This is a genomic window from Nocardia sp. CA-119907, from assembly GCF_050955995.1.
Lineage (GTDB): Bacteria > Actinomycetota > Actinomycetes > Mycobacteriales > Mycobacteriaceae > Nocardia.
In genome coordinates this window covers 4,671,993-4,695,343 of sequence record NZ_CP192091.1, presented here as the reverse complement: position 1 = coordinate 4,695,343, position 23,351 = coordinate 4,671,993, and the positions used below count along the sequence as shown (strand labels likewise).

Below are 23,351 nucleotides of genomic sequence, written 5' to 3'. Positions count from 1 at the left end.
CGCCCCGGCAACCTAATCGTCTCATCGAGCGAACCACACGTAGTGTTTCAAACTTTTCGACGTGAAAGTCGTTCGTAAGCAAAGCTAATGCGCAACTGCCGGCCAATTGTCGTCCGTCGACGATGCCAGGCGTAAGCTCCGCAATCGCGAAGAACCGGTATTCGTGACCCACACTTCGACGCTCGTCTCCACGGCCATGCGGGCCTCCGGAATCGCGCTACCGCAGAGCCGCGGAGCAATTGCGCCGCGCGGCTCACGCGGGGGAAACTTCATCCCACCCTTCTAGACACCACCGCCGAACTCGACACGCGCACAGACAGACTCACGCTCGGTCGAGCCGACAGGTGCGTCGGGTTCGGCGCATATCGCCGCCAGCGCATTGGTCATGGCGGCGATGACGGACTCGACCGTCGATTGGTCGAAAAGCTCAGCAGCGTAAACCAGCTCACCGCGGATTCCGGCGCATGACCCGTCGGCGCGGTATTCCTCCCGCAGATTCAGCAATAGCTCGAACGGGGTTCGGCGCACCGCTACCGGTCGAGGCTGGATCGCCAATCCGGCTGGGGTCGTGCCGATGTCGAATCCACGCAGGTAGGTCACCATCACCTGGAACAGTGGATGATGGGTCCGGGAGCGTCGCGGGTTCACCAGTTCGACAAGGCGATCGAAGGGAAACTCTTTGTTCTCGTACGCGCCGAGAACACGCTCGCGGACCTGATGGACCAGTTCGCGATGGGTGGGCGCGCCCGACAGGTCGGCGCGGACCACCGCCGTGTCGACCACGCACCCGACGACATCTTGCAGACCGGCCGAGTCGCGTCCACTCAACGCAACCCCGACGGGCAGATCGGTGCCCGCGCCGTGCCTGTTCAGCGCTATGGCGAGTGCAGTGTGTACCAGCATGTAGATGCTCACCCGGCAGTCGAGGGCGGTCCGGGCGAGCTCGCGGTGGGTGTCGGCGTCGACGAGAACGGGGACCGCGGCGGCCGTATTCGACCGCCGCTCGGCGCGGGGCCGGTCGACTGGAAGCACCGGCTGTTCCGGCACGCCGTCGAGCATGGTGCGCCAGTACCGCGTCTGCTGCTCGAGTACGTGGGTATCCGGGCCGAGCAGGTGTCGCAGCCATATGGCGTAATCGGCGAACTGCGTTGCCGGACTGGGCCATTCCGGGACCAGGCCGACGGCCCGTGCCTGGTAGGCGATGAGGAGATCACGTTGGAGAATCCCCATGGATTCGCCGTCGCCCGCGATGTGGTGGACCACCCCGAACAAGACGTGATGCTCGGGGCCCAACCGGTACAGGCGGATACGCAGCGGCGGCCGCACCGTCAGGTCGAACCCGTGCCGCATCTCGGTTTCCATTGCCCGGTCGACACTGTCGATACCATCGGCCTCGACGATGCGGAAATCCGGCTGCGCCGACCCGATCGGCAGAATCCGCTGCACCGGGCCGTCGACCGCATAGGGCAGTACGGTGCGCAGGATTTCGTGCCGAGCGACCAGATCGCCGACCGCCGCCGTGACCGCCGTTGTGTCGAGCGGTCCGCGGATGCCGAGAGCGGTCGCGATCAGGTAGTCGGGTTGTTGCCCGCCGAGATAGTTCACCGTCCACAGGCGCAGCTGCGCGGGCGAAAGCGGGATCGGGTCGGTGCGGGGAATCGGTGCGAAGCCGGGACGAGCAGTCCCCGTGCCGCCGCGCCGATCGAACGCCTGCTCCAGTGCGGCAATCGTCGGTGACTCGAACAGATCGCGCAACGATACCGCGACGCCGAGTGACGGGCGCAGGGCAGCGACCACGCGGATCGCGGACAGGGAGTTGCCGCCGTGCGCGAAGAAGTCGTCGGTGAGGCCCAACTCTCGGCCGCCGAGCGCCTCGGCGAAGGCTGCCGCGATGACCTGCTGACGCGGGGTGCGCACGGGAACAGGATCGGTTCCGGGCGGCATCGGTAGCGCGCCGATATCGACCTTGCCCGTGGCGGTCAACGGCAGTTCGTCGACCCGCACGATCACCGACGGCACCAGGTAGGAGGGCAGGCTCGCGGCCAGCCGCGTCCGCAATGCCGCGGTGTCGACCCCGTCAGGCCCGACGACGTGCGCGATCAGAGACTGCCCGCTGCCGGCCCGCCGCACCGTGACAATCGCCGCGGTGACGCCGGGCTCGCGTCGAATCGCCGCCTCCACCTCCCCGGGTTCGACCCGGAAGCCATTGATCTTCAACTGCCGGTCGGCGCGGCCGAGGAAATGCAGCAGCCCGCCCGCATCCCATCGGCCGAGGTCACCCGTGCGGTACATGCGGGCACCGAGCGGTCCGTACGGGTCGGCCACGAACCGTTCCGCGGTGGCGGCCGGAGCCCGGTGGTAGCCGTTGGCGAGTCCCGCACCGGACAGGTAGATCTCCCCGGACACACCCGGGGGCACCGGCCGCAGTGCCGAATCGAGCACTGTGACGCGAGTGTTGTCGGCCGGACGTCCGATAGGGACGGGACGTTCGGGCGACGCGTCGGCGGGGATCGAGAAGGCTACCGCGAAGCTCGTCGCCTCGACCGGTCCGTACAGGTTCCGCACCGTCGGCGGGTCATCGCCGCGACGCACGGCCACCGTGGCCCGCGGCGACAGCACGTCCCCGGCAATCGCGAGTTTCGACAGCCGGCCGAGTTCCTCCGGAGCCTGCTCCGCCAGCAGGTGGAACAGGCCCGCCGACAACAGCATCGAGGTGACATGTCCGGCGCGCAGCACGCGCGCGTAGTCGTGGACATCGAGCACGCCGGGCCGCGCGAGCACCACGGTGCGACCGGTCAGCAGCGGCAGCCACAGCTCGTATACGACCATGTCCCACGTGTGCGGCAGATGCATCAGCACCCGTTCGTGCCGGTCGCCGTGGCCGACACGATCGCGCGCCCGGGCCACGATATTGCGATGGGTCACCTCGACGCCCTTCGGCGCTCCGGTCGACCCGGATGTGAACATCAGCGTCGCGACCGCGTCGGGCGCGATGGCGATACCCAGGTCACTGTCATCGTCGGTCGTCGCGGCCACGCCGTTGAGATCGTCCAGCACCAATTCGGTTCGGGTGAAGCGCAGCAGACGCCGCACGTGTGCGGGCGGATAACGGTCACTGAGCGGTACGCACACCGCCCCGAGTTTGTAGACGGCGAGGAAGGCGACCACGAGATCGACCGAGCGCGGCAGGGCGATGCCGACCGGAACTCCCGGTCCGGCGCCGCGATCCCGGAGCCACCGCGCGACGCGATTGGCACGGGCATTCAATTCTGAATAGGTGATCTCCAGACCGTCGGACCAGATCGCGACACGCTGCGGGCACCGCCGCACGACCGATTCGAAACAGTCGGCGATGCTGCCGTTTTCGATATCGGTGCGGACGCCGTGTCCGGTAGTCAGCAGCTCGATCTGTCGCTCGACCAGGACGACTCGCCCGACCAGCGGCTGCTGTGGTGCGGCGAGCGCCTCGCCGGCGGCCAGCATGCGCGCCCACAGGTCGCCCGCATCAACGAGGCAGTCGATGCGGGCGAGCTGCACACCGATCCGGAAGGTCAACTCGCCGCCGCTGGGGACGATGACCACCGTGAGCGGAAAATGCGTTCCACCACGAACTTCGACGGACGCCACCGCGAAGTCCGCGTCCGGGTCGTCGAGGAGGCCGGTGTCGACGGGGAAATTCTCGAAGACGAGTGAGGTGTCGAACAGGTCGGTCTCCCCCACCCCCGACACGATGTCGGGCAGTCCGAGATGGTCGTGCTCCATCAGTTCCGCGCGCCCGTTCTGGATCCGAACGGCCAAGTCGAGCGGCGACTCCGCCGGAACCAATCGCACGCGCAGGGGCACGGTGTTCATGAGCAGCCCGACAACCTGTTCCATCTCGGCGCCCGCCCGGCCGGATACGGTGATACCGAAGACGACGTCATCGCTGCCGGTCAGGTTCGACAGCACCATCGCCCACATGGCCTGCATCAGCGAGTTGAGCGTCAGCCCGCGTTCGGCGGCCCGTTCGCGCAGCGCGGTGACCAGGGCGTCCGGCATGCGGAATGTGTGGTCTTCGGGCCGCTGCCACGGCTGCCGGTCCGCCCGCGCCACCTTGCTCGGTTCGGCGCCGTCGAGCGCAGTCGCCCAGGCCCGGCGGGCGCTGTCGCGGTCCTGCGCGGCGGACCATTCCAGAAACCGGCGCAACGGTGTCGCGGACGGCAGTTCGATGCCGCGGTAGCCGATCAGCAACTCGCGCAACAGGATTGCCAGCGACCAGCCGTCGAGCAGCGCGTGGTGGTAGGTGAGCAGCACAGTGGAGCGTCGCGCCTCGGTGCGGACCAGGGTGACCGTGAGCAGCGGCGCCACGAGCGGATCGATCGGGGCGTCCGCCGCGCGCACCCGGTCGACGGCGCGTTCTCTCTCGTCAGCCGTCGTGGCGACGAGATCAACGACCCGCCAAGGCAGTTCGAGGTCTTCGTGAATCTCGTACCGCGGCTGCGCGCTGTCGTCGATGACGAACGACCCCATCAGATGCGGGTGCCGCGAGAGCACGGATCGCAAAGCGGCGCGTAGCCGATCCCCGTCGACCGCGCCGTCCAATTCCAATGCGCACTGGACGAGATAGGGGTCCTCGCCGTCGCCGCCTTCGTAGAGGGAGTGGAACAGCAGGCCGGACTGCAATGGTGTCGCGGGTAGGAACTGGCGGCCATCACTCGTTGGGGCCGCGGTGATCGCGACCGCAGACGCGGCTACCGGCCCAGCGGTGCCGACTGTGCGCGCGAGCGTGCGCACAGTCTGGTGTTCGAATACATCCCGGGGCGAGATGGCGAGTCCGGCCGCCCGCGCCCGATCCGCCAGCCGGACGGCCAGAATGCTGTCACCGCCGGCGGCGAAGAAGCCGTCGTCGATGCCGATGCCGTCATGTCCGAGCACATCGACGAACAGAGCGTGCAGCCGCGCCTCGATATCGGTGCGCGGTGGCGCGCCGGTAGCGCGTGCGGCGCCGTTCGTGGCGAAGTCGCGCAGCCGCCGTTCGTCGATTTTGCCGTTGGGTGTCATCGGGATGGTGTCGACGGCAATGATCGCGGAGGGAACCGCGTGCACGGGAAGCAGTTTGGTGATGCCTGTGCGAGCGGCGTCGACGTCGACGCGGTCCCCCGTGACGAAGGCGACGAGCCTGCGGTCACCGGGTCGGTATTCGACGGTCAGGACCGCCGCCGCATGCACCGCCGGTTGTCCGCACAGGGCGGCCTCGATTTCACCGGGCTCGATCCGGAAGCCACGCACCTTGACCTGACGATCCGCCCGACCGAGGTATTCGAGCGTGCCGGTGCCGGTCCAGCGTGCCAGATCCCCGCTGCGGTACATGACGGTGCCGGGCGTGCCGAACGGGTCGGCGGTGAAACGTGCCGCGGTGCGGCCGGGCTGGTGCAGGTACCCTGCGGCGACGCCGGATCCAGTGACGTAGAGCTCGCCCGGGATGCCCGGGGGGCACGGGCACAGCATCGCGTCGAGCACATACACGGACTGGTCCGGTAGCGGTATGCCGATATCGCCTGCGGACGGGTTGCCCGCCAAGGGCGTTCCGGTGGTGAACACCGTTGTCTCGGTGATGCCGTACATATTGATCAGACGCGTCCGCTCCGGATGGCGTCGCGACCACCAGGCGGCCAGCCGCCACGGCTCCACCGGTTCGCCGCCGAAGATCACGTAGCGCAGCGATAGCCCGTCGCTGGCGGTGGACCTGTCCGCCAGGGCGTCGACCAGCATCCCGAATGCCGACGGAGTCTGGTTCAGTACCGTAACCCGTTGCGCCACCAGCAGATCCAGGAAATCGCGCGGCGAGCGCGCCACTTCGGCGTCGACAACGACGAGCTTGCCGCCGTGGCACAGGGCACCCCAGATCTCCCACACCGAGAAGTCGAATGCGGTGGAATGGAACAGGGTCCACACGTCGTCTGTGCCGAACCCGAACCACCGCTGTGCCGAGGTGAGAAGCCGTACGACGTTCGTGTGCGTGACCACCACACCCTTGGGCCGATCGGTTGTGCCGGAGGTGTGAATGACATAGGCGGGGTGTAGCGCTGACGGGCGGGCCGCGGGCTCGGTCGCAGTAACCTGTGGCTGAGCCCCGATCCGCAAAACGGGCACCGTCGAGACCGAATCCGGCAGGGTGGTTTCCGCTCCGGTGACGATCAACGAGGGGGCCGCATCCGCGACGATGGCCCGCAGCCGTTGCTCCGGATAGCCGGGGTCGAGCGGAACGTAGCCGGCACCGGCCCGCAGCACGGCGACCATGGCGACGACGAGGTCCAGGGATCGGGGCAGCGCGAGGCCCACGAATTCCCCCACGCCCACACCGTATCCGGCGATGAGCTCGGCCAATCCCCGGCTGCGCCTGTCCAGTTCGGCATAGGTGAGCGACTCGGCGCCGGAAACGACGGCGGTGGCGTCGCAGCGTTCGGTGACGGCCCGCTCGAACCAGTCGACGAGCGTCTCCGGCAATTCCACGGCGGGGGCGGGCACTGGATCTTCCGGCAACACTGCCAATGGCTGGCCCGCCAATGTTCGAAGGCGGCCGACCGGAAGCTCCTCCGGAGCCGCGGCTATGGCCGCGATCGTCGCGGTGAGCCGTCGATGGTGCGCGGCCAGATCGCGCTCGGAGTACCGGAGCGTGCTGGATTCCAGTACGAGGGGCAGGACCGGCTCGCCGTTGTCGTATACGCCGATCGTCAGGTCGTCGGAGCGGCCGGCCGAGAGGTGACGCAGCGTAGCGGTTTCGGCGCCGAAGCGGAGGTCCTTCTGCATGGGCAGCACATTGATCGTGGGGCCGACGACACCGCCGCCGATACCGCCCGCCCGGAGGTCGGCGAGCATATCGGCCTGCTGGTATCGCTGGTGGCGCAGGATGATCAAGGACTCGGCACGCACCGCGCCGACGAGTTCGCCGACGGATGTGGACGGGTCGACCGGTATGCGCAGCGGGACGATATTCGCGGTAACACCGAGCGCGGTACGGGAGCGTTTCGCTGGCACGGCGAGGCCGAGCGTGACCATTCGTGCGCCCGAATCCGCGTGCAGCAGCAGGGCGATCGCGGCGAATACCCAGGCCGGCCACGCGGTTCCGGACACGTCCGCACGGGCTCGGAGGGCAGACCACGCCGGTGCGTCGAGCGCTCCTACGTGCCTGATGTACCGGGGCCCATCGACCGTCGCCGGGATCCCGGCGAACAGCGGCGCATCGTCCGGCCCTGGAACCGCGAGCCGTTGCGCCCAGAACCGCCGGTCGTCGACGAACCGGGCGGAGGCGCGGTAGCGAATGTCCTCCGCCACCAGGGCTTCCACCCGGTCGAACACCGATTCCGCCACCGGCCGACCGGTGACCAACGCGGTGTAGGTGTCGGAGACCCGTTTGATCATGGCGGCCGACGCGGCGCCGTCGAGAACCGCGTGATGCGATCGGATGAACCACGCGGTGCCCGCAGTGCCCAGATCGATCAGGTGATGTTCGAACAGCGGGGCGCGGGACAGGTCGAAGGGCCGGTCGAGCGCCGCGTACATGAAACGTACCGCCTCGCCGTGCGGGTCGGCCGTATCGCGAAAACTGTTGCGGAGCAGGGGCCAATCGCCGACATTCGCGAGGATCTGCACAACCTCGCCCTCGGCATCGGTGTCGAACCGCACCCGCATCGTCTCGGCGCCGGCCACGACGATGCGCAGCGCCCGCTCGAACGCCACCTCGTCGACCGTGCCGTGGATGTGCACATACCCGCCGATCACGAACCGTCGCCCGTTGTCGTCGAGTTGCTGGGCGACCCATACGTGTTGCTGCGCCTTGGTCAGCGGCCAGCTCGATGTCATTGCAGCTCCTCGATGGCGGCATCCGGGTCTCGCAGGAACGCGGCGAGCAGGTTCCGCAGTTCCGCGCCGAGCGCGGCCACTTGTGTTTCGTCGAAAAGGTCACGCAGGTAACCGAATCGGATGGTCAACGAGCTACCTGGATCGATAGTGAGCGTCAGCGGATAGTGCGCGGCGTCGTGGATCTCGACGCCGGTACCGGTGACGCCGCCGACTGTGGCGGCCACCGCGGCGAGCTGCTCGGTATCGACCGGATAAGACTCGTACGCCAGCGCCGTGTCGAACAGTGTGTCCCGCAGCCCGGCGGCGGTATGGATCTCCGTCAGGCCGAGGTGGTGGTGCTCGATCAGTTCCGCCTGCTCGGCCTGCACGGCACGCATCAGCGCGGCCGCGCGCATGTCCGGTGCGAAGCGCACCCGCACCGGCACGGTGTTGATACACAGTCCGACAACGGATTCGACGCCTGGCAGTGCGGCCGGACGGCCCGAAACGATCGCGCCGAACACCACATCCGCGCGGCCGAGCCTGCGCCCCAGCAGGATTGCCCACGCGACCTGCAGCACCGTATTGAGCGTGATCCCGAGTGCCATCGCGGTCGCGCCGAGCGTGGCGGTGGCGTCCGGGTCGAGCGTCCACCGGTATTCCGCGGTGGTGGTAGCGATTTCCCGGGTGCGGGCCGCCGGGACGATCAGCGTCGGCGCGGGCACTCCATCGAGCACCCGCCGCCATGCCGTCGCGGCCGCCGTCGCGTCGCGGTCGTGGTTCCACGCGAGGTAGGCGCGGAACGATCCCCCGGGCGGCGGCAGCGGATCGTCGGAGGCGTAGAGCGCCATGAGATCTCGCAACACCAGAGGCACCGACCAGCCGTCGAGCAAAATGTGGTGATAGGTCGCGATCAACACGTATGCCGCGTCCCCGACCCGGGCGAGGGTGAATTTCATCAGCGGCGGCCTGGCCGGGTCGAACCAGTGCGCGCGGTCCTGGGCGAGGAGTTCGGACAGGTCACCCCCCGCACGCAGATCCGCCTGGCGCCACGGGAGTTCGACCGTCTCCGGTACCACCTGCCGGGGCATGCCGGTGCCGTCGGCCGCGAATGCCGCACGCAGATTCGGATACCGGCGCAGTATTTCCCGCGCGGACCGATGCAGCCGGTCGCCGTCGACCGCCCCGCCGATACGCAGCACCGCCTGCACGTTGTAGACGTCGACGGCGGTGCGGCCGGACGGTAGCGGCTCTGCGAGCAGGGCGTGCAGGTACAGCCCCGGCTGCAGCGGCGCGAGCGGCCACACATCGGTGAGCCGTCCGTAGGCGCGCTCCCACTGGGTGATATCGGCGCCGCTCACCCGGACCAGCGGGAAGTCCGAGGGCGTGTGCCCACCCGCGTGCGCGGTTCTCGCGTGGGCGGTGATCGCGGCGAGCGCGCGCACCCACAGGTCGGCCAGCTCCGACACCTCCGCGGCGTCGAGAAGTGTTTCGGGATAGGCGAATCCGGCGCGGAGCCGGGACCCGGTCACGATGGCGTTGATATCGATCGCGGCGGCCGCGGGCAGGTCGGGGTCCGGAGCGGCGGGCGTCGCGAGCAGTCCGGCACCGCGATCGTCGACGCGCCCGAGATAGTTGAAGCTGATCTGTCCGGGCATCGGTTTCGGCAGCAGTTCCGCGGTCTCGGGGTTCAGGTAGCGCAGCAGTCCGTAGCCGATCCCGTGATCGGGGATGGCGCGCAACTGTTCCTTGACCGCCTTGATGGCGGCTCCAGCGGCGTCGGTACCGGCCAGTGCCGCCGCCGCGTCGATATCGGTGAGGTCCAGCCGGACGGGGTAGAGCGAGGTGCACCACCCCACCGTGCGGGACAGATCGGCGCCCGCCACGATCTGTTCCTCGCGGCCGTGGCCCTCCAGCCGGAGCAGGGACACCGGCGCGTTCTCACCCCGCCGCGCCCGCCGAACCACCAGCGCGACGGCCAGCGCTGATATCAGGATCTCGTCGACACCGGCGTGGAACAGGCCGGGTACGGTCCGCATGAGCGCCTCGGTGACCGTCTCGTCCACAGTGACATCCACCGTCGCGATGCGCGAGGCGAGGTCGATGCCGGGGTCGAGGGGCCGGGACCCGAGCAGCGGATCCGGTGTCGCGCAGATGCGCCGCCACAGACCGAGTTCGGTGGTCCGGCTCGGATCACTCGCCGCGTCGACCAGAGCGTGCGACCACCGGCGCATGGTGGTGCCGGGCGGCTCGAGTTGCGGCGGTGCACCGTTCGCGCTCGCGTGCATGGCCGCGAGCAGATCGGGAATGAGGATTCGCCATGACACGCCGTCCACAGCGATGTGGTGTGCGCAGATGATCAGTCGGCCGGACACATCCGGGCGCTGCGGATCCAGCCAGACGAACTGCACCACGACACCGGCCGCCGGGTCGAGGCGGTCCAACGCGGCGTCGACCTCCGCTGCAGCGGCCGCCCCCAGGGCGTCTGCGTCATCGATTTCGCAGCGGCGCAACAACTCTGCCGGGTCGGCCGTACTCGGCGATGAGGTCTCCAGCCGCCACTCACCCGCACCGTCGAGGAACAGCCGACTACGCAGCATGTCGTGCCGGTCGACGACCGCCGCGACCGCGGATGCCACAGTGCCGCGGCCGATGCCGAGGGGAAGCTCGATGGTGAGCGTCTGGTTGACGCGGCGGAAGGTGCCGCCGCGTTCGATCAACCAGCGCACGACGGGTGTGAGCGCCAGCTCGCCGACACCGCCGCCGGGCAGTTCCGGCAGGCGCCGCACCTCGGCGCCGGAATCCACCGGCTGTGCCGCGGCGGCGATCGCGGCCACCGTGCGGTGCTCGAAGACGTCTTTCGGCGTGACGTGCAGGCCCTTGGTCCGCGCCCGAGAGGCGAGCTGAATCGATGTGATGCTGTCCCCGCCGAGCGCGAAGAAGGAGTCGTCCACACCCGCCCGGTCGACGCCGAGCACCTCGGCGAACACATCAGCGATCGCCCGCTCGGCTGGGGTGCGCGGTGCCTGCGCCGACCGCGCCCGGAAGACCGGATCGGGTAGCGCCGCACGGTCCAGTTTGCCGTTGGGGGTCAGCGGCAGCGCATCGATCACCACCACGGCGGCGGGTCGCATATACGTCGGAACCCGCTGCGCGACATACGTTTCCAGCGCCGCGGGATCGAGTGTCGTATCCGGTGTGGGTACCGCGTACGCGACAAGTCGCGGCGCCGCCGCCCCCTCGGCGCGGGCTACGACGGCGGCGTGCGCCACCGAATCGTGTTCGAGCAGTGCGGCCTCGATCTCGGCGGGTTCGATCCGGTAGCCGCGGATCTTCACCTGTTCGTCGCCGCGTCCGAGGTATTCGAGGCGTCCGTCGGCGTTCCAGCGCGCCAGGTCGCCGGTGCGGTACATGCGGGTGCCCGGCGTGCCGAACGGGTCGGCCACATAGCGGCCCGCGGTCATCGCCGAGCGCGCGTGGTAGCCGCGCGCGATCTGGTACCCGGCGAGGTAGAGCTCGCCCGCCGCGCCGACCGGTGCCGGGCGCAGCCACGAATCCAGCACGCGGACGGTCATTCCCGGTAGGCCACGCCCGATGACACTGGCCCGCGCCGACCGGGCGCGTTCGTGATCCACCGCCCAGTGCGTGGCATGCACCGTCGCCTCGGTGATGCCGTACAGATTCGAGATCCGTGTCATGGTGGCCGGGCGGGCGTCGTACCACGCGCGCAGCCTGCGCGGGTCGAGGGCCTCGCCGCCGAGCACGATGTGCCGCAGCGCGGGTCCGGCGGCAAGGCTCTCGTTGTCGAGCAGCGTGTAGAACGCCGACGGAGTCTGACTGAGCACCGTAACCCCTTCTCGCGCAAGCACTTCACCGAAATCCGCCGGTGAGCGCGTCACGGCGGGATCCACGACGACGAGCGTGCCACCGCTCGCCAGCGCACCCCACATCTCCCATACCGAGAAGTCGAAGGCGTGGGAGTGGAACATCGTCCATACGTCGTTGTGGTCGATGTCGAGTACTGAGCGGGTGGCGGCGAGCATCGCGACGACATTGCGGTGCGTCACGCACACACCCTTCGGCTGACCCGTCGAACCGGAGGTGTACAGCACGTAGGCGATGTTGTCCGGGCTCGGTGCCGCGGGCGCGATATCGGGGGGCACCAGACCGTCCGTATCGTCGAGTACCAGGCACGGCAGATCATCGGTGGGCAGTGCGGCGCGGTCGGCCGTCGTCGTGACCACGCAGACCGGATTCGTCTCGGTGAGTACGAATTCCATGCGCCGTGCGGGATTGTCGAGGTCGAGCGGAAGGTAGCCTGCCCCGGACCGCAACACGCCGAGCAGCGCCACGATCAACTCGACCGAACGCGAAACGGCCACGGCGACCAGCGATTCGGGCTCGACCCCGCGGGCGGCGAGGGCGCGCGACAGCTCAGCGGAGGCATGGTCGAGCTCACGGTAGGTCAGTGCGCGGGACCCGTGCCGGACAGCGACGCCATCCGGTCGAGCTGCCGCCTGCGCCAGGAAGAGGTCGACGAGGGTGGCGTCGGGCACTGTTGCGGGCCGTTGCCAGCGCCCCAGCACCAGATTTCGTTCCGCCGCATCGAGCGGATCGATATCGGCCACCGTGATATCCGGATTCTCGGCGATCGCAAGCAGCACCCGCACCAGGCGCTCACCCAACCGGGCCACGGTCGCCCCGTCGAGCAGGTCCGGACGCCAACCTGCTGAGATGTGCAGCTGGTCGCGCTGCCGGACGGTGAGCGTCAGCGCATAGTGGGTTGCCTCCCGGGACCGCAACCCGGCGATGGTCATATCGGCGCTCGTGGCGGCGTCCGCGCGCAGCCGCGCCGCATCGAAGGGATACGACTCGACGACCAGTAGCGTGTCGAACAGGCCGCGTTCATCGCCTTCGCCCTGCGAAACGATGTCGGGAAGCCCCACGTGGTGGTGCGACGCCAGCTCGAACTGTTCGCGCTGCACGCGGCGCAGTAGCGATCCCGCGGTTTCTTCCGGAGTCAGCCGAACCCGGACCGGGACGGTATTGATGAACAGCCCGACCATGGATTCGACACCTGCGAGGTCGGCGGGGCGGCCCGATACGGTGGTACCGAAAACCACATCCGCCCGATCGGTCATGCGTGCCAGCAGGATTGCCCACGCTGCCTGCAACACGGTGTTCACGGTCACCTCGAACTCGGTCGCGAGGCGGGAAAGCCGTTGCGTCCGTGTCTCGTCCAGCGTGATCTCCTGTTCCAGGGGCAAGACAGCGGGTGCGCGCACGGGTGCATCGCCGGCCAGCAGCGTCGGCTCCGCCACACCGGACAGCGCCTCCGCCCAAACCCGCCGGGATACCGACTTGTCCTGTCGGGCAAGCCATTCCACGTACTGGCGATAGGGACGCGGCGATTCACCGGTGAAACCGGCATAGCCGGCGACGATCTCGCGCAGCAGCAGCGGTATGGACCAGCCGTCGAGCAGCAGGTGGTGATAGGTGACGACCAGCTGGGTGCGGTGGGCGCCGAGGCGGGCCAGCAGGAACCGCAGCAGTGGTGGCCGCGCGAGATCGAACGGCGTCGCGCGTTCGGTGTCGAGCACGCGGTCGAACTCCCCGTCCGGTGCCTCGGCCAGGTCCATCTCCTGCCACGGCAGTGCCACCTCGCCGGAAATGAGCTGGATGGGAGTGCCGTCCCGGTCGACGTCGAATGCGGCGCGCAGGTTCGGGTGCCGCTCGAGCACAGCCGCGGCGGCCGACCGGAGCCGGACGGCGTCGACCGCGCCGTCCAGGGTCAGCACCAGTTGCACGGTATAGACATCCACCGCGCCTGGATCGAACATGGCGTGGAACATCATTCCGGCCTGCAGCGGCGAGACCGGCCACACCTCGGTCAGCGCGGGATACCGCGCCTCCCACGTCTCGATATCACCTTGGGTGAGGGTGACCAGCGGGAAGTCGGACGGTGTGCACCCGCCGCGGGTACGTGGATCCCGGGCATGCCCGGCCACAGCGGCCAGCGCGTCGCGCCACAGGCGAATCAGCTCCGCACCCGCCGGGTCGGTGAACAGCGTGCGCGCGTAGCCGATGCTGCTCCTGAGCCGGTTGCCGACGACGATGGCATCCACTTCGACGGCGCCGAGCGCGCCGCGCCGGGCATCGGGGCGGATCGGCAGCATGGCGTACTCGGGTGCGGGCAGCCAGCCGATTCCGGCCAGCTCCTCCGGAAGGTCGACGCCGGTGATGTGTCCGAAGTAGTTGAACGAGATCTCCCCCGGCTCCTTGCGCGGCAGCGCCTCCGCCGTCTCCTCGTTCAAATATCTGAGCAGGCCGTACCCGAAACCATTGTCGGGCGTGGACCGCAGCTGCTCCTTGACGGCCTTGAGAGCGGCGCCCACCGAGGGGCCGCCGGCGAAGGCATCGTCGATATCCACCCCCGTCAGATCGAGTCGCGCCGGGACGATCGAGGTGAACCAGCCGGTGGTGCGGGACAGATCAGCGCCTGGCACCGCGTCCTGCTCACGTCCGTGGCCTTCGAGCCGCAGCAGCACCGACCGCTCGCCGTCGCCGCGTCGCGACCGCCAACGGATGACCGCGAGCGCGAGCGCCGCCAACAGCGCATCCGCCACCCGAGCGTGGTAGCGGCCGGGTATCGCGGTGATGAGCGCGGCGGTGTCACGCTCATCGAGTTCGATCGGGGTGTGCGCCATATCGGCGGCGAGATCCCGATGCGGGTCGAACGGCCGGTCACCGAAGGCGGGATCCGGCCCATCGACGATTTCGCGCCAGACCGGCAGCTCCGCGACTCGGGCTTCGTGCCGCGCGGCATCGACGAGCGCGTGCGCCCACGCTCGCATGGATGTTCCGACGCCGGGCAGCGCGGGTGTGGTCCCCGCCGAGACGGCCGCCCACGCGGAGACGAAGTCGGGCAGCAGGATTCGCCACGAGACGCCGTCGACGGCAATGTGGTGCGCGGCGATGATGAGCAGGCCGGGTGATATACGCGGCTCGGGGGTGAGCCAGACGAATCGCAGGACCGCGCCGGTCGCCGGGTCGATCCGGTCGACCGCGGCATTCAGCTCGGCGGTGGCCAGCGCCGTGAGCTCGGCACCGGCGAGGTCCGCGTCGTAGACGACATGATCGATCAACGAGTCGACATCGACGCTGCCGGGCGGTGCGACCATCAGATGCCACTCGCCGGTGTCATCGCGGTAGAGCTGCGATCGCAGCATGTCGTGGTGGTCGACTACGGCGGAAATGGTGGAAACCAATGCGCTGCGGTCGATTCCGTCAGGCAGCTCGAGCGTGATCGACTGGCAGAAGCGGTTGAAGTCGCCGCCGCGCTCGACCAGAAAGCGAATCACCGGTGTGAGGGACAGCTCTCCGACGCCACCGCCCGGCAGCTCGTCGAGCCGCGGTGTTGCGTCCCCGTCGGCGGCCTCGGCGACGGCCGCCAGGTGTGCGACGGTGCGATGCTCGTACACCTCCTGCGCCGTCACCGCGATGCCGCGCGCCCGCGCGCGGGACACCAGTAGGATCGACATGATGCTGTCGCCGCCGAGCGCGAAGAAGGACTCGTCGACGCCGACGGTGTCGCGGCCCAGTACCTCGGCGAAGACGGCGGCGAGTTCGCGTTCGGTCTCGGTGCGCGGCGCTCGGAAGGGCACGGGCTCGAATACGGGCGCGGGCAGTACTTTTCGATCCACCTTGCCGGAGCGGTTCACGGGGAGGTCGGTGAGCACGACGACCGCCGACGGCACCATGTGCCGGGGCAGCACCTCGCTCAGCCGCTGCTGCACGGCCGCCGAGTCGATGCGGTGTCCGGCCGCGGGTGTCACGTAGGCGACGAGTCGATCGCCGACCGCCCCGTGATGGACGGCCGCGACCGCCTGGGCGACGGACTCCTGCCCGGCCAGAACCGCCTCGATTTCGCCGAGTTCGATCCGGATACCGCCCAACTTGACCTGAAAATCACGGCGCCCGAGGAACTCCAGCTCCCCGTGCCCGGTGGCGCGCACGATGTCGCCCGTGCGGTACAGCCGCCGTCCTGGATTACCGAACGGGTCGGCGACGAACCGCGTGGCGGTGCGCCCGGGGCGTGCGATGTAGCCGCGAGCCAGCGCGGCGCCGCCGAGGTAGAGCTCGCCGGGTGCGCCTGCCGGAACCGGCCGCAGGCAAGCGTCCAGCACATACGCACGCGTATCCCAGGATGGCGCGCCGATCGGGACCGTGTCGACGTCGTGTGCGGTGATGGCGTGCCCAGTGACGGCGACGGTTGCCTCCGTGGGGCCGTAGAGGTTGTCGTATCGGGCGCCCGGCGCAACGACGGACAACTGCGCGGCCAAGGCGGGTGTCAACGCCTCACCCGCGACGAGCACGCGGCGCACACTCGCCGCGAACGGCTGGCCCACCGCCCGCCGCTGCGCCGCGAGCGTAGACGGCGTGAATTGCACTGTGGTGACGGCATTCTCGGCGATCAGCCGCACGAGCTCGGCCGGATCGCGGTGCGCGCCAGAGTCGTCGACCACTACCCGGGCGCCGACGGTGAAGGGCCACAGCACTTCCCATGCCGATACGTCGAACGACAGCGCGGTCTTGCGCAGCACGACATCGGTGCCGTCGAGTCCGTGCGTGTGCTGCATCCAGCCGAGGTGTGTGGCGAGGGCGGCATGCGTGACGCCGACGCCCTTCGGCCGTCCGGTCGACCCCGAGGTGAACAGCACGTACGCAAGGTTTTCCGGATGGAGCGGGGCGATCCGGTCGGCATCGGTCACCGTGGCGGGTGATTCGCCGGACAGGTCGAGTTCATCGAGGTGGAGCACCTGGATGCCCGGCGGTGGGTCGAATCTGTCGCGCCGGGTCGTGAGCACGCACACCGGTCGCGTGACATCGAGTAGGTAGGCATGGCGCTCGCGGGGGTGGTCGGGGTCGAGCGGCAGGTAGGCGCCGCCGGTCGCCAGTACCGCGTGTACCGCCGAGATCTGCTCTGTCGAGGGACCGATCGCCACGGCTACCAACTGCTCCGGTCCCACCCCGAGCCGGATCAGCGTGCGCGCCAGCCGATTCGACACATCATGCAGTTCCGAGTAGGACATGCGACGTCCGGTGCCGACGAGCGCGACCGCGTCCGGCGAGCGGGAGGCCTGGTCCGCGAGCAGGGCTGCCAGCGTCACCGGCGAGACTTCCGGGCTGGCGCCCACGAGGTATTCGATATCGTCGGGCCCGGTGATGCCGATGCGGCCGATCGGCGTGCGTGGTGTATGGGCGAGCCGATCCAGCAGCCCGATGATGCGGTCCTGGTGCACCTGATGTTCTCGCGCGGCGACGGCAAAGCGCCAGCCTCCCGCGACACTGTCGTCGACACATACAGTGAGCCCATCTCCGGGCCCGAAGGACGCGGTCATCGCGGCTCCGCCGAGCCGGTCCAGTGCCGTGCCGGCGAGCATATGCAGAGCGAGCGGCCACTGCCCGTGCACCGGCGATTCGGACCAGGGCTCATCGATATCGGAGATGTACCGGTGTCGGCGCGCCCGGCGCAGTTCCAGTCCCACTTGTTTGGCGATCGTGTCGAAACTCGCGTGCGGCGGCACCGAAATCCGCAGCGGCACCATGGTTTCGCCGTAGGCGACCGCGACCACGTACTCGCTCGTCATGGTCAGCCGGGATCCGTATACGGCGAGTGCGGCCAGCACGACAGCGGCAGCGCCACCGCCGCAGGCGCGCGCGATCCTGGTGAGCTCCGTCGATGCCGCCACCTCGGTCCACAGGCCCGGGGTCACCGAACCGATCTCGCTGCCAGCTGGGATCGGTTCGGGCCGGGCCGTAGCGCCCAGGGACCGCTCCCAGTAGGCGCGGTCGGGGGCCCACGCACCCGACTCGCGATAACGGCGTTCGTTCTCGAGGCGGTCCGCGATAATGCCGAACGGTGGATCCGTCGGCGGATCCGAACGCACTCCGTCCACGACCTCGCGGACCCTCGCGAGGATCGCGAGCATTCCGGGTTCGTCGTTGATCAGGCGGTGGTAGCGCTGGAACCAGCCGAGCCGGTCGTCCGCGAGCCGGAACAGCACCTGCCGGTACAGCGGTCCGTGCGCGATATCCAGTGTGCGCGACCGTTCTTCCGCGAGCCACGACGCTACGAACCGGTCCGGATCGCTGCCGTCGACAACGATCACCTCGGTCGGCGTGGGCATGGTCTCGTACACCCGCACGCCGGTGTCGTCGCCGCGAAATACGCTGTGCAGCAGGTGACATTCCCCCATAACGGTATCGACGGCGGCTCGCAATGCCTCCGCGTCCACCGGGCCGCTCAGCTCGAGATACAGGTCGACACAGCGATCACCGGCCGCGAGCGCCGCGCGCTGCGCATCGCTCGGTGCCCACGCGTGCACAGTTTCAGCGATAGTCATGGAACCCCCGTCCGGTCTTGCGCCCGAAGTGTCCGGCGTCGACGAGTGCCGCGAGCGCGGGCGGCACGTGGTAGTGGGACGTGCCGGTCTCGTGTCGCAACACCTCGATGGTGTCGGCCACGTTGTCCAGCCCGATCAGGTCGGCGGTGCGCAGTGGACCCATGCGGTGCCCGAGGCACTGCTCGAACAGGGCATCCACCGTCGCGGCATCCGTTCCGGTGTCCAGCGTTGCGGCGGCCTCCGCGATACTCAGCATCAGTACGCGGTTCAGAACGAAACCGGGACGGTCGCCGACGACGATCGCCTCTTTGCCGAGCGCGGCGATGAGATCGGTTGCCCGTTTCAGGGTCTGCGGGGCGGTCTGTTCGCCGCGTACGACCTCGACCGCGGTCGTCAACGGCGCCGGATTCATGAAATGCAGGCCGAGCACCCGATCCGGTCGTTCGGTCGCGGCGGCCAATCGGGCGATCGGAATCGCGGACGTACACGACGCCAGCACAGCGTCCTCGGGGCAGTGCCGGTCCAGTTCACCGAACAGCCGCTCCTTCAGCGTGGTCCGCTCGGTCGTGCACTCGATGACGAAGCCGACCGCGCTCAGCTCGTCGATCCGCTCCACCCACCGCACGCGCCCGCCGATCCCGGTTGCGGTCCGGCGATCACCACGCCCCAGCAGCAGGGCCAAGCGCACCGCCTCGCCGAGGCCGCGTCGTGCCCGCTCGGCGGCACTGCGATCGGGTTCGACGACCTCGACCTGGTAGCCCGCCTGCGCAAGGCACTGTGCGATACCGCTGCCCATGGTGCCCGCCCCGATCACCGCGACGATGCCGTTCATCGGGTCACCTCCGTTCCCGCGATACTCCGCAGCGTGATATCCGGCACCGGATCGTCCGGCGTCCGCTGTAGGGCGCGCAGCAGCCGGAGCAGATCCCCGAGCATGTCCAGCGCGGTTGATTCATCGAAAAGTTCCGTGGCATACGACAATTCGATGAGGGTGGAGGCACCGGTCCGCGTCAGCTCGAGCGCGAGTTCCGCCGCATCCGGGCGGCCGGTGCGATAGCGGATCGCCGCGTCGCCGCTGGTGGCCGTCGGTGTTGCCAGCGCCGCTGTGACCCGCGCGAGCAATTCGGTCCCGTCGGGTTCGTCGGCGAGATCGATGTGGGCCGTACCCGTCGCGAGTCCGACCGAGACCTCGTCGGAACCCGAATACCAGGCCAGCAACGCAATCCACGCGCCGAGCAGCTCGGCATCGCGGGGTGCGGCGCCCAGCGGCTCACGAACGGCCGCGGTGGTGTACCGCATGGCGCCGCGCGGCCGGTCCGTCGGGATTTCCAGTGCCGCCACCGGTTCCGGCGCCTTCGCGACGGTCACGAGTTCGTCGATCGGACGGTCGGCGGCCGACCCCACCAGTTCGGCGAGGATATCGAGATAGGCGGCGGCGAAGCCCGCGGCCGTGCGCTGGGTGAACAGCTCGGTGCTGTACTCGAAACAGGCCAGCATGTCGTGGCCGTCGCTGCGATCGTAGGTGATCAGGCTGAGGTCGAATTTCGCGGTGCCAGTGGGCAATCCGCCGAACGCGTTGTGTATCGAGTGCTCCAGGTCGAAGAATTCCATCTCGCCGTCCCCGATGGGATTGCCCGTGCCGGAAAGTTCCTGGTGGACGTAGAGGACGTCGAAGATCGGGGTGCGGGACAGGTCGCGCTGGTCGTCGAGTGCGTTGACGACCCGTTCGAAGGGAATCTCCTGATTTTCGAGCGCTCCCAGGACGATTGCGCGCACTCGCTCGAGCAGATCGGCCACCGTCGCGGGACCGGACAGGTTGGCCCGCAGCGCGACCGTGCTGTTGAAGAAGCCGATGAGTCCTCCGAGTTCGCGGCGGGTGCGGCCGGTGGTCGGTGTGCCGATCACGATGTCGCGTTGTCCGCTGCGGCGCGCGAGCAGGACGTAAAAGCCGGTCAGCAGCACCACGAACAGCGACACCGACGCCCGCTTCGCCATCGCGCGCGACTGCTCCAGCAATTCGGCCGAAACCGTGAACGGCTCCAGATCGCCGACGAACGTCTTGCGCGGCGGCCGGGGAAAGTCGGTCGGCAACTGCAGTTTCGGCGCATCGCGCAGCAGATGTACCCAGTATTGGAGCTCGTGCTCGAGCGCGCCCGACTCGAGCATCTCGCGATGCCAGCGCGCGTAGTCGCGGTAGCGGATCGGCAGCGGTTCGAGCGCGGCGGCTCGGCCGTCCTGCCGCGCGGCATACAGCTGGGGAATCTCGCGGGCGAGGATGCCCGGGGTGGCGCCATCGGTGACGCAGTGATGGCAAGTCACCTGCAGGACATGCGCCTCCGGCGACAGCGTCACCAGCAGCACCCGGACCAGCGGGTCCCGGGCCAGGTCGAATGGCGCCGAGGCGGCCTGGCGAATCAGCTCGCGGGCGGCGACGACAGGGTCGGTCGCGCCGGAAACATCGGCGACACGAAAGAATTCGCCGAGTGCCGGTCGTACCCGGACCGCGGGCAGTCCGTCGATCTCGACGAGGTTGTAGCGCAGCGGTTCGTGCCGCTCGGCGAAATCCTCGAAGGTGCCCTTGACTGCCGCGATATCGATCGCGCCCCGCAGCACATTGACGACCGGGTAGTTGTAGAGGGTGGTGTCCGGAACGAGCTGGTGGTGGAACCACATTCGCTCCTGCCCTGGTGACATGACCAGCTCGTCGGTCCGCGTGATCGGCGCAGGTCCCGGCTCGGCCGCCGCCGGGAGGGTTCCCGCACGCAGCAACTCGGCGAAATCGGCGACCTTGGGGCGCTCGTAGACATCGAGCAGCTTGGGCCGGAATCCGTAGGTCTCGGCGACGCGCTCGACCAGTTGCACGGCGATGATCGAATTACCACCGAGGTCGAAATAGTCATCGTCCGCGCCGATTTCGGTCTCGGAGTGCAGGAGTTCGCGCAATATCGCACGCAGCCATTCCGTCGCATCCTCCGGTCGTTCTGCAGTGGACCGCGCAGCAGCGGGAATCCCGACGGGCGTGGCCGTGGGCAACTCGACCCAGCATCGGGAGCCGTGCAGCGGATGTCCCGGTAGCCGCACCCGACGGCCGTCGTCGGCGTTCACCCGCGCCCAGTCCAGGTGCACACCGCGCTCGTAGAGGCGGCCGAGGATGCCGATCGGACCATCCGAATCGGCCGTGCCGAAAAGGATCTCCGCGTCGGGACGCCCCGGCAGGCCTTCGGCGAGCAATCGGCCCAACATGCCGTCCGGGCTGGGATCCACGAACACGACCGGTCCATCCCGCAACAGTGTGTCCGCCGCCGCGAGTAGTCGGATCCGGTCCACGACGGGAGCCGCCGCGGCGGTGGCCAGTTCGTCGGGATCGACGGGCCCCGACGATCCGAGCAGATACCGGGCCGCGAACTTCGACGCTCCCCCGCTCAGAATCGCGGCGAAACCGATCCCGCAGGCGCGCAACCGATCGTGTACCGCGATCTGGCGCGCGAGCACATCGGCAACGGCTCCCGTCGCGGGCAGCTGGTCGGGCAGCTGGGCGGGCTCGATCCCGACGGGTGCCGCACCGGGCGAAAGAAGTAGGGCCACTCGCGGCGGGACCGGCTGCTCGCTGTCCGCATCGATGCCCGCGCCACGCCGCACGAGCTCATCGACGAGATCGTCGGTGCCCGTGGCACATACCGCTACGCGATATCCGTAATGCGTGCGGCCGCGGCCGAGCGTGAACGCGATGTCGGCGAGATCGACTGCGCCGCCACCCAGCGCGGTCGCCAGCTCGCGGCACAGTTCGGCGAGCGCCGCCGGGGTCCGCGCCGAAATCCCGACGAGCCGGCTACCCGGCTCCCGGGGTCGTTCGACCGGATCGTCGGGAGCCTCTTGCACGACACAGTGCGCGTTCGCACCGCCGAGACTGTACGAGCTGACTCCAGCGACACGCGGGCCGCTCTCAGCGGCCCACGATCGCCCTCCGGTGACCACCTCGATCCCGGCCGCGGCCAGATCGAAATCGCCGGTGGGACGGCGGAAATGCAGTGACGGATACAGGCGGCCCTCGGCGACGGTCAGCGTGGCCTTCACCAGTCCGGCGACTCCCGCGGCGTGATCGAGATGCCCGATGTTGGTCTTGACCGATCCGATCGGCAGGGGCCGCGACCGTCCGCCGAAGGCGCTGCGCAGGCCTTCGAGCTCGACCGCGTCGCCCAGCCGGGTGGCGGACCCGTGCGCCTCGAGGTATCCGGCGTCGCGCGGATCGGCGCCCGCATTCCGCCACGCTTTCGCGATCACCCGCGCCTGGGCGGCGGCGCTGGGGGTGCTGATCGTCGCGGAGGAGTGCCCGTTGTGCAGCACGGCACTGCCGCGGATAACGGCATAGACGGGCGCGCGGTCGGCGCGGGCGCGGCCGAGCGTGGTCAGTAACAGGGCAGCGCCGCCCTCGCCGGGCACCGTGCCGTCGGCGTCTGCGTCGAAGGCCCGGCACTGTCCGCTGGGCGAGGCGATCTCCGTCATCGTCTGCGCGGTCCATTCCGGAGAGCCGTTGGCGCGCACACTGACCCCGCCCGCAAGCGCGTAATCCGCATCGCCACAGCGCAACTCGCGACAGGCGTGGTGAACGGCGATGAGCGAGGCATTGCAGCCGCTGTCGATCGCGTAGCACGGCCCGGTCAGCCCCAGCAGATGCGCAATGCGGGCCGTGGTGCCGAAGGGCAGGTTGCCCAGCATGCTGAGCGGGCCGGGATCGACCGCCATGGCGTGGTAGGTCGGCATCGGTGCGCTGAACACCACCGCGGTCGTGGCCTCCCGGAGCGTGGCGGTCGCGTATCCGGCGTCCTCGATCGCCCGGTGCGCCAGCTCGAGCGCGATGCGCTGTTGCGGATCCATCAGCGATGCTTCGCGTTTGGACAGTTCGAAGAACGCGTAGTCGAAGGTGTGGATGTCGGCCAGATGCCCCATGGGGAGATAGCCGACGGTGCGGTCCAATCCGGTCGCCGCCGCGCGCGCGTCCGGCATCGGCCCGATCGAGTCCCGGCCGTCGGCGAGATTCGCGCGGAATTCGCCGAGGTTCGACGCGTCCGGAAAGCGCACTCCGATTCCGACGATCGCGATGTCGTCGTTGCTTGCTGTATTCAC

Annotated in this window: 4 protein-coding genes; all 4 read right to left on the bottom strand. The window is 69.0% G+C overall.

The genetic code is table 11. From position 1 onward, the window contains the following. Window positions 1-282 precede the first annotated feature (282 nt). The 4 genes from ACQP2D_RS20665 to ACQP2D_RS20650 are packed head-to-tail and all read right to left on the bottom strand — an operon-like array spanning window position 283 to window position 23,351. The gene (locus tag ACQP2D_RS20665; protein WP_433685355.1) at window positions 283-7,842 is read right to left on the bottom strand and encodes an amino acid adenylation domain-containing protein; all 7,560 of its coding nucleotides are present in this window, start codon (window positions 7,840-7,842) and stop codon (window positions 283-285) included. Next, window positions 7,839-18,227, bottom strand: coding sequence for an amino acid adenylation domain-containing protein (locus ACQP2D_RS20660; protein ID WP_433685354.1), 10,389 nt, complete (start codon window positions 18,225-18,227; stop codon window positions 7,839-7,841). The genes ACQP2D_RS20665 and ACQP2D_RS20660 overlap by 4 nt, the downstream gene beginning before the upstream one ends. Next, the gene (locus ACQP2D_RS20655; RefSeq protein ID WP_433685353.1) at window positions 18,214-19,059 is read right to left on the bottom strand and encodes a 3-hydroxyacyl-CoA dehydrogenase family protein; all 846 of its coding nucleotides are present in this window, start codon (window positions 19,057-19,059) and stop codon (window positions 18,214-18,216) included. Before ACQP2D_RS20655 ends, ACQP2D_RS20660 begins: the two co-directional genes overlap by 14 nt. Next, window positions 19,056-23,351 (bottom strand): condensation domain-containing protein, encoded by a 4,296-nt coding sequence (locus tag ACQP2D_RS20650; RefSeq protein ID WP_433685352.1) that lies wholly within the window; start codon window positions 23,349-23,351, stop codon window positions 19,056-19,058. The genes ACQP2D_RS20655 and ACQP2D_RS20650 overlap by 4 nt, the downstream gene beginning before the upstream one ends.